This is a genomic window from Bradyrhizobium sp. CCBAU 65884 (genome assembly GCF_028128835.1).
Lineage (GTDB): Bacteria > Pseudomonadota > Alphaproteobacteria > Rhizobiales > Xanthobacteraceae > Bradyrhizobium > Bradyrhizobium ottawaense.
This window is the reverse complement of the sequence record NZ_LBJU01000098.1, coordinates 26832-41619: the sequence shown is the minus strand read 5'-3', so window position 1 is coordinate 41619 and position 14788 is coordinate 26832. Positions and strand designations below refer to the sequence as shown.

General features: G+C 64.7%; 14 protein-coding genes. 10 read left to right on the top strand and 4 right to left on the bottom strand.

Annotated elements, in window-relative coordinates; translation table 11 throughout:
• Nucleotides 1-178: 178 nt before the first annotated feature.
• Nucleotides 179-3145, bottom strand: a complete 2967-nt coding sequence (locus tag XI03_RS09145; protein WP_271591925.1) for an autotransporter outer membrane beta-barrel domain-containing protein — start codon at nt 3143-3145, stop codon at nt 179-181.
• On the opposite strand from XI03_RS09145, the gene XI03_RS09140 reads away from it, so the two are divergent.
• Nucleotides 3144-3299 (top strand): hypothetical protein, encoded by a 156-nt coding sequence (locus tag XI03_RS09140; protein ID WP_271591924.1) that lies wholly within the window; start codon nt 3144-3146, stop codon nt 3297-3299. The genes XI03_RS09145 and XI03_RS09140 overlap by 2 nt on opposite strands.
• Nucleotides 3300-3436: 137 nt before the next feature.
• Here the strand turns inward: XI03_RS09140 and XI03_RS09135 are convergent, their stop codons facing one another.
• A complete protein-coding gene (locus XI03_RS09135; protein WP_271591923.1) occupies nt 3437-4102 on the bottom strand; it encodes a GntR family transcriptional regulator in 666 nt (221 codons plus the stop codon).
• 121 nt (nt 4103-4223) lie between these two features.
• Here XI03_RS09135 and XI03_RS09130 point away from each other — a divergent pair, with 121 nt between their 5' ends.
• The 9 genes from XI03_RS09130 (at nt 4224) to XI03_RS09090 (ending at nt 13214) form a co-directional block, all read left to right on the top strand.
• Nucleotides 4224-5018: an enoyl-CoA hydratase/isomerase family protein gene (locus XI03_RS09130; RefSeq protein WP_271591922.1), complete on the top strand. Its 795-nt coding sequence runs from the start codon at nt 4224-4226 to the stop codon at nt 5016-5018.
• 10 nt (nt 5019-5028) lie between these two features.
• Nucleotides 5029-6288, top strand: coding sequence for a CaiB/BaiF CoA transferase family protein (locus XI03_RS09125; protein WP_271591921.1), 1260 nt, complete (start codon nt 5029-5031; stop codon nt 6286-6288).
• 50 nt (nt 6289-6338) lie between these two features.
• Nucleotides 6339-7331 carry a Bug family tripartite tricarboxylate transporter substrate binding protein gene (locus XI03_RS09120; protein WP_271591920.1) on the top strand — a complete coding sequence of 331 codons (993 nt, stop codon included), beginning with the start codon at nt 6339-6341 and terminating at the stop codon, nt 7329-7331.
• Nucleotides 7332-7628: 297 nt separating this feature from the next.
• The gene (locus tag XI03_RS09115) at nt 7629-8111 is read left to right on the top strand and encodes a tripartite tricarboxylate transporter TctB family protein (protein ID WP_028144791.1); all 483 of its coding nucleotides are present in this window, start codon (nt 7629-7631) and stop codon (nt 8109-8111) included.
• 10 nt (nt 8112-8121) lie between these two features.
• Nucleotides 8122-9657 carry a tripartite tricarboxylate transporter permease gene (locus XI03_RS09110; protein ID WP_271591919.1) on the top strand — a complete coding sequence of 512 codons (1536 nt, stop codon included), beginning with the start codon at nt 8122-8124 and terminating at the stop codon, nt 9655-9657.
• Nucleotides 9654-10658, top strand: coding sequence for a 4-hydroxythreonine-4-phosphate dehydrogenase PdxA (locus XI03_RS09105; protein ID WP_271591918.1), 1005 nt, complete (start codon nt 9654-9656; stop codon nt 10656-10658). The genes XI03_RS09110 and XI03_RS09105 overlap by 4 nt, the downstream gene beginning before the upstream one ends.
• Nucleotides 10659-10791: 133 nt before the next feature.
• Nucleotides 10792-11007 (top strand): hypothetical protein, encoded by a 216-nt coding sequence (locus XI03_RS09100; protein WP_081494253.1) that lies wholly within the window; start codon nt 10792-10794, stop codon nt 11005-11007.
• 134 nt (nt 11008-11141) lie between these two features.
• On the top strand, nt 11142-12203 hold the full coding sequence (locus XI03_RS09095; RefSeq protein ID WP_028144788.1) for a glycosyltransferase family 4 protein: 1062 nt from the start codon (nt 11142-11144) through the stop codon (nt 12201-12203).
• 12 nt (nt 12204-12215) lie between these two features.
• A complete protein-coding gene (locus tag XI03_RS09090; RefSeq protein ID WP_038970221.1) occupies nt 12216-13214 on the top strand; it encodes a L,D-transpeptidase family protein in 999 nt (332 codons plus the stop codon).
• A gap of 38 nt (nt 13215-13252) precedes the next feature.
• Here the strand turns inward: XI03_RS09090 and XI03_RS09085 are convergent, their stop codons facing one another.
• Both XI03_RS09085 and XI03_RS09080 read right to left on the bottom strand, forming a co-directional pair.
• Nucleotides 13253-13669, bottom strand: coding sequence for a cupin domain-containing protein (locus XI03_RS09085; RefSeq protein WP_271591917.1), 417 nt, complete (start codon nt 13667-13669; stop codon nt 13253-13255).
• A gap of 50 nt (nt 13670-13719) precedes the next feature.
• On the bottom strand, nt 13720-14463 hold the full coding sequence (locus XI03_RS09080; protein ID WP_038946683.1) for an SDR family oxidoreductase: 744 nt from the start codon (nt 14461-14463) through the stop codon (nt 13720-13722).
• Nucleotides 14464-14788 lie beyond the last annotated feature (325 nt).

Below are 14788 nucleotides of genomic sequence, written 5' to 3'. Positions count from 1 at the left end.
TTTATTTTGCGCGATTGTTCGCGCGTTGCGACCGGCCTGATCGGCCGTGCGGCCGCAGAACGGTGGCGGAATCCTGCGCCGGTTCGGACAAGCTAGCAAGGGGAATTGATTTGGCGCTGCGAGGCGCAGCACGCGATGTCAGGACGGCGCCGTCTCCGCCAAACGCCGGCAGCCGACATCACCAGGCGTATCGGACCACGCCTTTGCCCGCGTAGGAGCGCGTGACGCTCGAGAACTCGCCCTCGAACGTGCCGGCGGCCGACCAGCCGTTCAGCCACTTCTTCTCGACCGATCCCGTCACCAGCGCCGAGTCCGGGGCCATCGCCGCGCCGTTCACGACGAAGCTCGCGCCGGGCAGCGACTGGAACGTCGCACCGATGACGCGGTCCGGATTGAAGTCATGCGCCCAGGCGAGCCGTCCGCGCAGGGTGACGATGCCGTCGGCCTGGGCGAAGGATTTATCGGTGCGCAGGCCGAGCTCGCTGCGGGTGTCGGTGATGCTCTTGGCGCCATAGGCCAGCGCGAACTGGTTGCTACCGACGATCACCTGCTCGGCGTAGGCCGGCAGGTCGAACGTCGTGAACTGCGCTGCGGCGTAAGGCGTGAGGCCCACGCCCTGCGTGACGAACCGATAGCCGCCTTCGAGCCGGCCGGAATATGTGTTGGCGTTGAACTCGGCGCGCAGACGATCGACGCCGGCAACCGTCACGGTGCGATCGGTCGTGATGTCCTGCCAGCCATAGGCCAGCGCGCCGGTGATGTAGGCAGGCCCGATGATGTGCCGGAAGAAGGCGCCGGCCTGGAACAGGTCGGCACGGCCGCCGCCGAGCGCATTCGCCACGGTGAAGTTGGTGCCGCCGCCGGCGAGCGCGAAGCCGACCAGCGTATCCCGGGAAATGCGATAATCCGCGCCGACAGCGGTGCCGTAGAGGTTGCTTGTGGTGGTGTTGGACCCGACGACGGTGCGGCCGTCGGTCTGCTGCGCCCCGCCGAAGCCCGCCGCCCAGACGCTCCAGCGCTGCTCGAACGCCGCTGCGATCGGCGCCTTGGTGTAGATCGCAGCCAGCGCGTCGTTCGGCTTGCGCTTGCGCGCGTAGGCGAGGGCTGTCTCATCCGTATAAGCATTCGGCGTGCCGCCCGCACCGACCGGATCGCCGCGGCCCGCGATGAACGGATCTGTCATCACCCCCATGAACTGGTTCATCGCGTTGAAGGTCGCCTGCTGCGGTGCGCTGCCGACCTCGCCGGAGAGCTGGGTCAGGCCGGCGGGCGTCAGGCTGCCGAACACCATCGGGATGGTGCCGTTGCTGTTGAAATAGTTGATGATCGCGTTGCCGACATTCTGCTGATTGCCGTTCAGGTTGCCGGACGGAGGCACGAAATCCAGCGTAAGGTTCAGATAGGCGTGGGTTGCGGTTGCGTCATAGCTCAGGCTGGTGTGAAAGCCGGCCGGCAAGCCATGATTGGAGATCGTCGGATCGAACGCGCCGGTAATGCTGCCGGCAGTGAGGATGGTGTACTGCTTGGCAACGTACGAGCCGGCGGCAAAGGTTGCGACGACGCTGGCACCGCCAATGGCCGCATTGCCGGTCACGTTGGCAAATGTCGAGGTCGTAGGGTTCGCATAGACAAAATACTGCGCCCCGGACTGCATGGCGAGGCTTGCCAGGGTCAGGGACGTTCCTGGCGTAGCGCTGCCCGGCGTCAGACCTCCACCCGTGTTGATTTGGGTGGCGCCCACAGTACCGTTGCCGCCCAACGCACCATTTGCCGTCACGGTGGTCAGGACCGACGACGCAATCGACCCATCGACAAACAGTAGGCCGCCATCGACTGTTGTTGCCCCTGTGTAGGAGTTGGTTGCCGTCAGCCACGTGAGGCCGCCGCCACTCTTCTGCAATGCGCCGCTGCCGCTGATGACACCCCCAAAGGTCAAGAGATTCGAGCGATTGATGGCGAGGGTGCCGTTGTTGACGACATTGCCGACGATCGAACCGGTCGTGCCGCCATTGCCGAGCTGCAACGTATGGCCAGCATTAATGGCGGTCCCACCGGTGTAGGTGTTGGCGCCGGTCAACGTCACGGTGCCGGAGACGCCGAAGCTCAGGCTCAGGCGCCCGGCGCCTTGGATGACGCCACCGAAATTGCCATCGATAATGGTGATGTTGGTCGCGGCATTGGACCCGGTGTTCACCGTTCCTGCCCCAAGCAGGTTGCGGATGACGCTGGTTTGGTCGTTGTAATCGAGGACCGCGCCTGCGGCCACCGTCGTTGAGCCGGCGTTGCCTGTGAGAAACGACAATACGGTGTCGGTTGCCTGCAACGTGCCGCCGTTGACTGCGAGCGTCGTAAAGATGCTTACGGACGTGCCGACCGCGAGCTGCAATTGCACGGTTCCCGTATCCGTTGCGGATCCGAACTGCACATGAGCGGCGGCCACGTTCATGCCGCCCGCGGCCAACAGGGTTGTGCCGGCTGCTGCCGACAATGTCGAGCTCGTGGCGGCAGTGAAGGTGATATCGTTCGCGAGCGTCCCCGTGGCGGTCGTGCGCAATGTGCCGCCGCTCATGGTGATGGCGCCGGCGCCGAAGGCGTCGATCGCACCGGCAGTCGCGTGGCCGCCGGTCAGCGTCCCGCCGGTGACCGTGGTGCCGCCCGCATAGGTGTTGGCGCTGTTCAGAGCCACGGCGCCGGGGCCTGCCACGGTCAAGCTGCCGGGACCGGTCACCAGGCCGCCGTTGTCGACCCGGAACTCCGCAGTCGCGGACGCGGTCGTGATGACGGTATTGGACGCGAGCTCAAGGGTTGCGCCAGGGGTGATGTCGCCGGGCAGGATCGGATGAGGATTCGACTGCACATTGATCGCAGCCGAGCCCGCGCTGGTCTGCATGATTAGCGTGCCGCTGTTGAACCCGAAATTGCCGTTCGCAACCGTAGCGTTCAGATTCAGTGTGCCGATGGTGAACGGGCCGCCGGTCAGATCGAGCGAGTAGGTGACGTTCGCCGTTACGAAGTTGAACATCGCAACAGCGTCGACCGCGTTTGGAACAGTGCCCGGCGTCCAGCTCGAGCCTGCGTTCCACTGGCCGGGTCCCCCGTTCCAGGTCTGCGCCGCGGCCTGACCGGAGATCGCGATCGTGGTCATGACCGCTGCCGCGGCCGTCAATGCGGTGCTCGCCAACAGCGCCTTGAGGGAGATCGCCCACCACGTCAGACGCGAGCTGCCAACCCCAATTTCCAATGCCACAGGGCGCCCCGATGCAATGAATCGCCAAAAATTCCAGACGGGAAATACCTAGCTGTTTCGCCATCGGCGGACTATCGGCGATCCCTGCCAGCGGCGGCCCGATCGGCGATTTCCGGGTCGTGTGATTGTGGGGCCACAGAGGGTTGCACACTTTCAGGGCAGCGCGCGGCTCCCCTGCCGTGTCGCCATTCACGCAATACGCAGCGCCGGCTCACTTCCCTCGGTCTCGGCAAAGCCCGCCTGCAAGACCTCTTCGCGCTTGTGGCGGAGATGCGCGCGCAAAATGTGGGAGAGGCCGAGGCCGTCGCGGCGCTGGAGCGCGTTCAGGATGGCGTCATGCTCCTTCACGGCGAGCGCCCAGCGCTGCGGCGTCATCGGCGTGACGTAGCGCGCGCGCCGGATGCGCGCTGTCACTGATGTGTAGAGCCCCGCGAGCACGGGATTTCCGGCTGCGGTGACGATGGCCTCGTGGATGGCGCGATTGCCGCGGTAGTACTGGATCAGATCGCCGTCGCGATAATGCAGCACCATGGCCGCATGCGCGGCGGCGATCTCGTCGATCTCGGCGTCCGTGATGCGTTCGCAGGCGAGCTCGCCGGCGAGGGCCTCCAGGCCCTGGCAGACCTCGAACAGGTCGCGCATGTCCTTGTCGGTCAGCTTTGCCGCGCGCGAGCCGCGATGCGGCAGCAACTGCACGAGGCCTTCGGCGGCCAGCACCTTGAGTGCCTCGCGCAGCGGCGTGCGCGAGATCTCGAGCCGTTCACATAGCTCGCGTTCGGGAATCCGCGCGCCAGGCGGAATTTCGCCATCGAGCAGGATGGCCCGGATACGGCCGACGACGTCCTCGTGAAGCATGGGGGGACTAGCACTCCAATTTGAATGCAAAACTGGGGTATTCGATCGATATTTCGAAGTTCCAGCTTGCTAATCGCATATTTTGCATTCAAAAATGTAAAAAACAAGAGGATATGAGGAAATGGACCGGGCGGTAGGGGCAGACGACCTCGTTTTTGAATGCAACGACGGCATCGGGCGGATCACCTTCAACCGCCCCCAGGCCCGCAACGCCTTCACTTTCGCCATGTACGAGCGGCTCGCCGCGATCTGCGAAGAGGCCAACAGCGATCATGCGATCAAGGTGCTGGTGCTGCGCGGGGCCGGCGAGAAGGCGTTCGCCGCGGGCACCGATATCAACCAGTTCCGCGAGTTCAAGTCGCCGCAGGATGCGATCGACTACGAGAACCGTATCGATCGCGTCCTGACCACGCTCGAACAGTGCCGGGTGCCGACCATCGCGGCGATCAACGGGTTCTGCACCGGCGGGGGCGCCGGCATCGCCGCGGCCTGCGACCTGCGCATCGGCACACGCAGTGCCCAGATTGGATTCCCCATCGCCCGGACGCTCGGCAATTGCCTGTCGATGTCTAATGTCGGCCGTCTTACCGCACTCATCGGCGCCGCGCGCGTCAAGGACCTGATCTTCACCGCACGTCTTGTCGATGCCACGGAGGCGGCGAGCGTCGGACTGCTCGGCGAGATCGTCGAGGATCGTGCTGCGCTGGACCGGCGCGCCGACGAAGTGGCCCGGCTCGTCGCCAGTCATGCGCCGCTGACGCTGAATGCGACCAAGCAGGCGGTCGGCCGGCTGCAACAGCGGCTGACGGGAGACGAAGGCGAGGATCTCATCCTGATGTGCTACACGAGCCAGGATTTTCGCGAAGGGCTCGATGCTTTCCTCAACAAGCGCGCGCCGCAATGGCGCGGCCAATAGGACGGGCCCGATGCAAAGCGATCGATCGCAATCCAATTCTCGCCGTTCGGGACCGCTTGCCGGCCTCAGGGTCGTCGACCTCACCCATGTCATGGCCGGGCCGACCTGCACCCTGATGCTCGCCGACATGGGCGCCGACGTCATCAAGATCGAGAAATCGCCGAACGGCGACGACACCCGCCATTCGGTACCGCCGAAGATCGGCGAGGAGGCGGCCTCCTTCCTGATGATGAACCGCAACAAGCGCGGCATCGTGCTGGATCTGAAGACCGAAGGCGGCAAGCAGGTGCTACGGCGGCTGATCGCTGATGCCGACGTGCTGGTCGAGAACTTTGCGCCGGGCGCGATGGAGCGCCTCGGCTTCGGCTACGAGGCGCTGCACGAGCAATTCCCGGCGCTGATCTACTGCTCGCTGTCGGGCTTCGGCCGCACCGGTCCCTACAAGCACCGCCGCGGCTTCGACCTCGTCGCGCAGGCCATGAGCGGCATCATGAGCTTTACCGGCGAACGCCCCGACGGTCCGCCGGTCAAATGCGGCCCGCCGCTGTCCGACATCACCGCCGGCCTGCTGGCGAGCATGGGCATCCTCGCCGCCTATACACATCGCCTCAAGACCGGCGAGGGGCAGTGGGTCGAGACCTCGCTCTATGAGGCCGCCCTGGTGCAAACCTATTGGCAATCGACCATCGCACTCGCCGCGGGCACGGCACCGCGCGCGATGGGCTCGGCCCATCCGCTTAATGCGCCGTACCAGGCGTTCGAAGCTTCCGACGGCTGGCTCGTGGTCGGCGGCGCCAACAAGAAGCACTGGCTCTTGATGCTGGAAGCCCTTGGCGCCAGCGAACTCGCCGCCGATCCGCGCTTCGTCACCGGGGCCGACCGCATGGCAAATCTGAAAGTGCTCGAAGCGGTCCTGAGCGAGCGCTTCCGCACGATGTCGCGAGCGTACTGGCTCGCGGCGCTGGACGAGAAGGGCGTGCCGTGCGGACCGGTGCATGACATGCTGGAGGCGCTCAGCGATCCCCAGACGCTGGCGCGCGAGATGGTCGTCGAGGTCGAGCATTCCACGCTCGGCCCGGTGAAGACGATCGGTCTGCCCGTCAAGTTTTCGGAGACCCCAGGCAAAGTCCTCTCGGGCGCGCCGGTCTATGGTGAGCATACGAGCGAGGTGCTGGCCGAGTACGGGTTCGACCAGAAGCAAATCGAAGCGCTCGAAAAAGAAGGCGCAATCGTCTTAGGCGCAGGAAGACGCGAGGAACGCGTCGCCTGACCGGGCGTCGATACGACAACGATAAAAGGCAAGATACGCTGGAGGAAATCATGGGTCGGACGTCGATATTTTTGCTCTCCGCAGCCGCGACGATGCTCGCCGGCACGATGCCGGCGCTCAGCGCCTGGCAACCGCAAAAGCCGATCGAGTTCGTGGCCACCGCCGGACCGGGCGGCGGGACCGACAATCTCGCCCGCGCGGTGCAGAACATCATCACCAAGCACAAGCTGACGGAGCAGCCGATCGTCGTCGTCAACAAGGGCGGCGGCAGCGGCGCGGAAGGCTATGTCTATGGCAAGGCCTCCGCCGGCGATCCCTACAAGGTGATTTTCGGCACCTCGAACGCCTGGCAGCAGCCGCTCGTCTCCAAGGTCGCCTTCAACTACACCGATCTCACGCCCGTAGCGGCGATGGCGCAGGACGAGTTTTTGCTCTGGGTCAAGCAGGACGCGCCTTACAAGACCGCGGGTGACTATCTGAAGGCGGCCGGATCGGGCGAGTTCAAGATGGGCGGCGCCCAGTCAAAGGACACCGACGAGGTGCTGACGCGCATGATCGAGAAGGCCGGCAAGGTCAAGCTGACCTATATCCCCTTCAAGAGCGGCGCCGAGACCGCCGTGCAGCTCGCCGGCGGACATCTCGATTCCCACGTCAACAATCCCAGCGAAAGCCTCGGGCAATGGCGCGGCGGCACGCAGCGGCCGCTCTGCGTTTTCAGCCCGAAGCGACTGCCGCAGAGCGCCAAGGTCACCGCGACCGAAGGCTGGGGCGATGTTCCGACCTGCGTCGAGCAAGGGCTCGACATCAAGCAATATGAGCAGCCGCGCACCGTGTGGCTGCCCGGCAAGGTCACGCCGGACCAGGCCGCGTTCTATGTCGACCTCATGAAGAAGGTGCAGGCGACGCCGGAGTGGAAGGACTACATCGAGAAGACGTCCCAGGTCGACACCTTCCTGACGGGTGCCGAGTTCGACAAGTTCATCAAGGAGGATCTCGAGCACGTCAAGCAGGTGGCGGGCGAGCAGGGCTGGCTCGTCAAGTGAGGCGGGGCGCATGCAGCGGGGGTGACGATGTGGGCAGGGCTTCCCGCAGCATGTCGACCATCATGCCAAATCCGCCGCTGTCGTCCCTGCCTAGCGCGCAATTGCGCGCGGAGGCGCAGGGACACATACCGCGTGATCTGTCGAGAAGTGTCGGTCGCTGTACCGACGTGACCTTGAGTCTTCGTCAAATTCCTCCCTGGGGTTATGGGTCCCTGCGTTCGCAGGGACGACACCGAGCGCCGGGGAAGGATGCGTGGCTACAGCGGGCAATTGCCCGACCTCTGAGCGGAGCCCCCCATGATCTCGCGCCGCGCGCTTGAACTTGCGACCGCCGTCCTCACCGGCGGCTTCGGTGTCGCCGTCGTCGTCTCCAGCTTCGACAACGGCATCGGCTGGTCGAGCGCGGGCGTCGATGCCGGCACGTTTCCGTTCCTGACCGGCATCGTCATCGTGCTCGGCAGCCTCTACAACCTGGTGCGGGGCGTGTTGCCGGTTGCGTCCCTGGCAAACGTTCCCATCGCGATCACGTCGATCGAGCTGCGCCGGCTTGCCGGCCTGTTCGTGCCGGCCGCGATCTTCGTGGCCGCGATCCCGCTCGCCGGGATGTACGTCGCCTCGGCGCTGTATGTCTTCGCGGTGCTGGCGATCCCCAGACATCAATCGGTGCCGCGCGCGCTGGGGATGGCGGCGGCGACGGCGCTCGCGCTCTACGTCGTGTTCGAGCGCATGTTCCAGGTGAGCTTGCCGCACGGCGCGCTCGCAGCCGCCTTCGGGTTCTGACGGAGGGCCGATGGACAATCTCGGGGAACTCCTCCATGGCTTCAGCATCGCGGTCACCGTGCCGCATCTGGTGCTGATGGTCGTCGGCGTGCTGCTCGGCATTCTCGTCGGCGTGCTGCCGGGGCTGGGTGCGCCGAACGGGGTGTCGCTGCTCCTGCCGCTGACCTTCGGCATGCAGCCGGTGTCGGCGATCATTTTGCTCTCCAGCATGTATTGGGGGGCGCTATTCGGCGGCTCGGTCACCTCGATCCTGTTCAACATTCCCGGCGAGCCGTCGTCGGTTGCGACCACCTTCGACGGCTATCCGATGGCGCGTGACGGAAGGCCGACCACGGCGCTCGCCACCGCCTTCGGCTCGGCCGCGTTCGGCGCGCTGATCGGCGTCATCCTGATCACTTTCCTCGCGTCCTGGGTGGCGCAGGTCGCGCTCGCCTTCGGGCCGGCGGAATACTTTGCCGTCTATTTCCTGGCCTTTGCCAGCTTCGTCGGCATGGGCGGCGCCGCGCCGATCAAGACCCTCGTGGCGCTGGCGATCGGCTTTGCGATCGCCGCGATCGGCATCGACACCGTCTCCGGCAGCGTCCGCCTCACCATGGGCGTCGACGAGCTCGTCAAGGGCGTGAGCTTCGTCGTCGCGGTGATGGGCCTGTTCGGCATCGGCGAACTGCTGGTTGCGGTCGAAGAGGAATTCCACGCCCGCGCGGTGTCCTCGAAGATCGACTGGCGCGAGGTGCTCCGCGCGGTCGGCCGCCTGCCGCGGCATGGCGTTGCCTTGCTGCGCAGCGCCGCAATCGGCTGCTGGATGGGGATCACCCCGGGCGGGCCGACCGCGGCGTCCTTCATGAGCTATGGCATCGCCCGCCGCTTCTCGCGCCGCGGCCGCTATTTCGGCACCGGAGAGGTCGAAGGCATCATCTCGCCGGAGACGGCTGACCATGCAGCCGGCACTAGCGCGCTGCTGCCGATGCTTTCGCTCGGCATTCCCGGCTCGGCGACCGCGGCCGTCATGATGGGCGGGCTGATGATCTGGGGCCTCAATCCCGGGCCGATGCTCTTCGTCGACCAGAAGGACTTTGTCTGGGGCCTGATCGCCTCGATGTATGTCGGCAACATCGTCGCCGTCGCCTTGGTGCTGCTGACCGTACCGGTGTTTGCCGCCTTGATGCGGATTCCCTTCGTGGTCATCGCCCCGCTGATCGTCATCATCTGCGTCGTCGGCGCCTATTCGGTGTCGAACTCCTATCTCGATGTCGTCATGATGCTCGGCTTCGGAATCGTCGGCTATCTCTTCAAGAAGCTGTTCTATCCCTTGGCCCCGCTGGTGCTCGCGATCGTCATCGGCGACAAGGCCGAGGATGCGTTCCGGCAGTCGATGCTGATGTCGAAGGGATCGCTCGGGATCTTCGTTGCGAACAAGCTGGTGACATGCCTGATCATGGCCGGCATCGCGCTGCTGCTGCTTCCGCTCGTGTTGCAGCTCGCGCGTCTCTGGCGCAAGCCCGCCCCCGTGACCGAAACGACCGCCCAGGAGAAGGTGATCATATGACCGCAAAGCCGCTGATTGCATTGGCAATGGGAGATCCCGCCGGCATCAGCCCGGAGCTGACGGCCAAGCTGGTGGCGCAGGACGACATCCGCGCGAAAAGTCGGCTCGTCGTGATCGGTGACCGCCGCATCTTCGAGGAGGGCGCGCGCATTGCCGGCGTCAGGCCGGCGCTGAAGATGGTGGAGCAAGGGGCCGATCTTCGCGCGGCGGAGGGCGAGGCGCTGTTCGTCGATCTCGGCCATCTCGATCCCAAGGAGGTCGAGCCGAAGACCGCGACCCTTGCCGGCGGAAAATTTGCGCTGACGAACTACAAGCACGCGCTCGAGCTCGGCCGCGACGGCCGCGTCGAGGCGGTCTGCTTCACCCCCTTCAACAAGCAGGCGATGCGGCTTGCCCGCGCCGAGTACGATGACGAGATCGCGTTTTCGGCCGAAGTGGTCGGCCTCAAGACCGCGGCGAGCGAGTTCAACGTCCTGGACCGGCTGTGGAACGCGCGAGTCACCTCCCATATTCCGCTGAGGGACGTTGCTGCAAAGTTGTCCAGCGAACGCATCCATCGTGCGCTCCAGCTGACCGATGCCTGCATGCGCAGCGCCGGCTTCGCGCGGCCGCGCATCGCCGTCGCCGGTCTCAATCCGCACGCGGGCGATGGCGGAAATTTCGGCCGCGAGGAGATCGATATCATTGCGCCCGTGGTCGCGGCCGGCCAGCGCGAGGGCATCGCCGCGGAGGGACCGTTTCCCGCCGACACCGTCTTCCTGCGCGCCAAGGGCGGCGCCTTCGATGCCGTGCTGACGATGTATCACGACCAGGGCCAGATCGCGATGAAGCTGATGGGCTTCGACCGTGGCGTCACCTTGCTCGGCGGCTTTCCATTCCCGATCTGCACGCCAGCGCACGGGACGGCTTACGACATTGCCGGGCAAGGCGTCGCGTCGATCGGAGCCAGCCGGGCCGCGTTGCTGCTCGCCGCGGGGATGGCCGCGCGGCGCGCCGCCTGATTGCACGCACCAGGGAGCAAGCGCTTGCTGCACTCGCCTTGCGGGCAGTATTAGACTTTCGGGAAAAACTGGAAACTTCCGCCGTCGCGACGAGTTGGCGTCCCATGAACATCTTCACGTCGGAGCTGGGAACATGGTCGACGACGGCCCGCTACGAACAGCGGTCGATACCGCATGGTGCGTGTACCGCGCGCGGCATCGCGATGTCGATGCTGCCGACGGCCGTCGCTGCCTGCTCGAGCGCCATCTGCGAGGGAGACGGGAAGCGCGAGAGAGCGATGGCGACGCCCAGGAACTCACGGGTTTCGGGCTTGCCTATCTCGAGCGGCTTTCCGATGACTCATGTTGATGTCGCTTGAGAGACTCCTGTGCCGCCTGGCGCGCGCAAGCGCCAGACCGGCTTGGACGTTGCTCGCGATTTCGAACCTCCTGTCCGCAGCCATCGTGCTGATCGTCCGATCAGCGATATAGCGACGGGCTATCATGCGTATCGCTCAGCTTGCTCCCCTGGCCGAAAGCGTCCCTCCAAAGCTCTACGGCGGCACCGAGCGGGTAGTCGCCTGGCTGGTCGACGACCTCGTCAAGCTTGGACACCACGTCACGCTATTTGCCAGTGGCGACTCCCGGACGACCGGCAAGCTTCACCCGGTATGGCCACGCGCGCTGCGACTGGGCCGAAAGGGCGCGGATCCCGGGGCGGCCAGCGCGATGCTGCTGGAAGCGATCGCGAAGCGGGCGAGGGAATTCGACGTGATCCACGCGCATGTCGACTGGCTGCCACTGCCGCTGCTCACTCGCCTTGGCGTGCCGTTCCTCACGACCACGCACGGCCGCCTCGACCTGCCGGGGTTACCGGACGTGATCCGGCAATTCCCCGAGGCAAGCTTCGTGTCGATTTCCGATCACCAGCGCTTGCCGCTTCCCGATGCGAAATGGATTGGAACGATTCAGCACGGATTGCCGTCGGAGCTGTTGCGCCCCTCCTATGAGGACGGATCCTATCTGGCATTTCTTGGTCGTCTGACCGCCGAGAAGGGGCCGGAGGACGCTATCCGGATCGCGCACGCGGCCCGGATGCCTCTCCGCATCGCCGCAAAGATCCCACGCGCCGAGACCGCCTACTTCAGGAAGCACCTCGAGCCCCGGATCGACGGCGAAAAGATCCAGCTCATCGGTGAAGTCGATGACATCAAAAAGCAGGCCTTCCTCAGCGAGGCGGCCGCGCTTTTGTTTCCGATCGACTGGCCGGAACCTTTCGGGCTGGTCATGATCGAGGCGATGGCCTGCGGCACGCCCGTGATCGCCTACCGTTCCGGCTCCGTCCCTGAGGTGATCGAACACGGTGTGACCGGCTTCATCGTCGAGAACGAGGAGCAGGCGGTCAAGGCCGTCGACGAACTGGGCAAGCTGGATCGAAGGAAGGTGCGTGCCCGCTTCGAGGAACGCTTCACCGCACGCCGAATGGCGCGGCAGTATGAACAACGGTATCGCGAGCTGGTTGCCGCTGCAGCCCCAGGGTTCAACATGCAACCGCAGGAAACCTGAAAGGAGGCGGCGATGTCCCTGACGAAAACGGGGCAGATTTGCATCTTACTTGTCTTTGCCCTGGCGGCCCCGCCAGCGTTTGCTGCCGAGATGTCGGCGGATGCCGTCAATTCTGCCCAGCCAACGAAGAAGAGCCTTTCGAATGAGAAGCCGACCCCGGCGGGCGTGCGCTTGCAGGTCCTCCTGGATCGGGCGCACTTCTCGCTAGGCGAGATCGACGGCAAGTTCGGAGAGAATGCCAGGAAAGCGCTGCGGGCCTATGCGGAAGCGCAGCAATTGCCGAGTTCCGATACCCTATCGGACGATGTTTGGAAGGCGCTGCAAGCGGATGACCGGCCGGCGACCGCGACCTACACCATCGCCCAGCAGGACGTGGCGGGTCCTTTCCTGACCAGACTCCCGTCGAAGATGGAAGACATGAAGGACATCCCGAAGCTCGGCTACACCAGCCCGCGCGAAGCGCTGGCCGAGAAATTCCACATGAGTGAGCAACTCCTGGAGATGCTCAACCCCGGGCGCCATTTCGACCGGGCGGGCGAGATTATCGTCGTGGTCAACATTGGCAACGAGGGCAATGGTGCACCTGCCAAGGCCGACAGGGTCGAGGTCGACAAGGTCAGGCAGACGGTAAAGCTGTTCGATAAATCAAATGTCATGATCGGATTCTATCCCGCGACGGTCGGAAGCGAAGACAAGCCTTCGCCTTCGGGCACGCTCAAAGTCACGGAAATCAGCCGCAATCCGTACTATCGCTATAATCCCGACTATCACTTCAAGGGCGTCCGTTCCCGCACGCCCTTCAAGATCAGGCCTGGTCCGAACAATCCGGTCGGCACTGTCTGGATCAACCTGTCGGCTGAAGGCTACGGCATTCACGGCACGCCTTCGCCGGGCAAGATCTCCAAGGCGGAATCTCACGGCTGCGTGCGTCTCACCAATTGGGACGCCGAACGCGTCGCGGCGAGCCTGTCGAAAGGCACGCCAGTCGTTTTCGTCGAGAGTCCCAATTGACGCTGGTGGCAATCGCCAGCCAGCCTGCCGGTCTGGCGCTACTTCGCAAGAGGCGTCGTCAGCTGCTTGTCGGCCGTATCCACCACGAACACGGCCAGCAGCTTGGCAGGCTCGGTATCGCTGGCGTTCGCGCTGATGCCGTGGCGGTCGCCGGGGCTTTCGGAAAAGTTCTCCCCCTTTTGAAAGACCTTGGCCGGGCCGTCATTGACCTGACTGCGGATCGCGCCTTCCAGGACGGTGGCGTAAATGAAGGCGGAGGGCGCGTGGATGTGGGCCGGCGACGAGCCCCCGGGACCATATTCGACCAGCACGCCCTTCATGCTCTTGCCGGGGACATTTGGCAGCGCCTGGTCAAATACGACGGTGACCTTGGCCGATGGTGCTGCCGTCTCGGCCGCATGGACCGTCAGGACAGACGCGGCGTAAACCGCCGTTGCGGTCAGCAATCTGCGCATGGGATTTCCTTCATTGCCGTTTCTTTATTGATTGCGGGACTGGCGGCCCCTCAGAGGCGCGCGAGCCATGTTGCGAGCGGCGTCTTCCCGAGCCGAGCCTCGCCGAGCGGGTTCAGCGATGTGTCCTGAATGGAGGCGCCGTAATATTGCGCTTTTGGGTCGCCGACCACCGTACGGCTGTCGCCGGAGGCTTTCTGGCGGCGCGCGACGAACTCATTGAAGGGAGCCTTCTCGGGGCCTGCGATGTCGATCGTGCCATTCAGCGGCCGTCCCGTTGCGATCTCTGCGAGGCAATCGACCACGTCGTCGGCGGCGATCGGTTGAAACAGTGCCGATGGAACGACGATCTTGTCTCCGGCCGCTCCCGCCTCGCCAATGGCGCCGAGGAATTCGAAGAACTGCGTGGCGCGGACGATAGAGTAGGGGACCGCGGAGGCCTTGACGATGGTCTCCTGGGCGAGCTTGGCACGGAAATACGCGATGTCGGGCGAGCGGTCGGTCCCCACGATCGAGAGCGCGACGTGATGCTTGACGGCTGCGGCGGCCTCGGTCGCGGCGAGATTTCGGCTCGAGCGCTCGAAGAACTCGAGCACGGCGGCGGGCTCCCAAGACGGCGCATTGGCCACGTCGACCACGACATCCGCGCCGGCCAGCGCCGCCGCGAGGCCTTCCCCGGTCACGGCGTTCACACCTGATTTCGGCGAGGCCGCTACCGCGTCATGGCCCCGCTGCTTGAGCTTCGCCACGAGCTTGGATCCGATCAATCCGGTTCCGCCGATCACGACGACCTTCATGGCATGTCTCCTTGGCATGTGACGAGCGCGAGATGGTTAGCCAGGGTGGACTCGCTCACGTCGATTAAGGTGATGCGAGGCGACTCTATTCGATCAAGGACGCGGGCCTCTTGCCTGTAACGGGCGCGGCTTGCCGGAAACTGCTTCAGAAGCCGGGGGGCGATGTCACAAAACCGCGAAGGGTCGTTCCCTCATGCCGCAAACACAATCTGCGATGCTCGCAGATTGCCCCTGTTTTGCCCGACGTGTCAAAATGTTTGAGAGAACGAGGAAGCAAGCCCAGCTGAAAACACCAATGAAAGCAGCCCTTTGGCTACTGTGCATG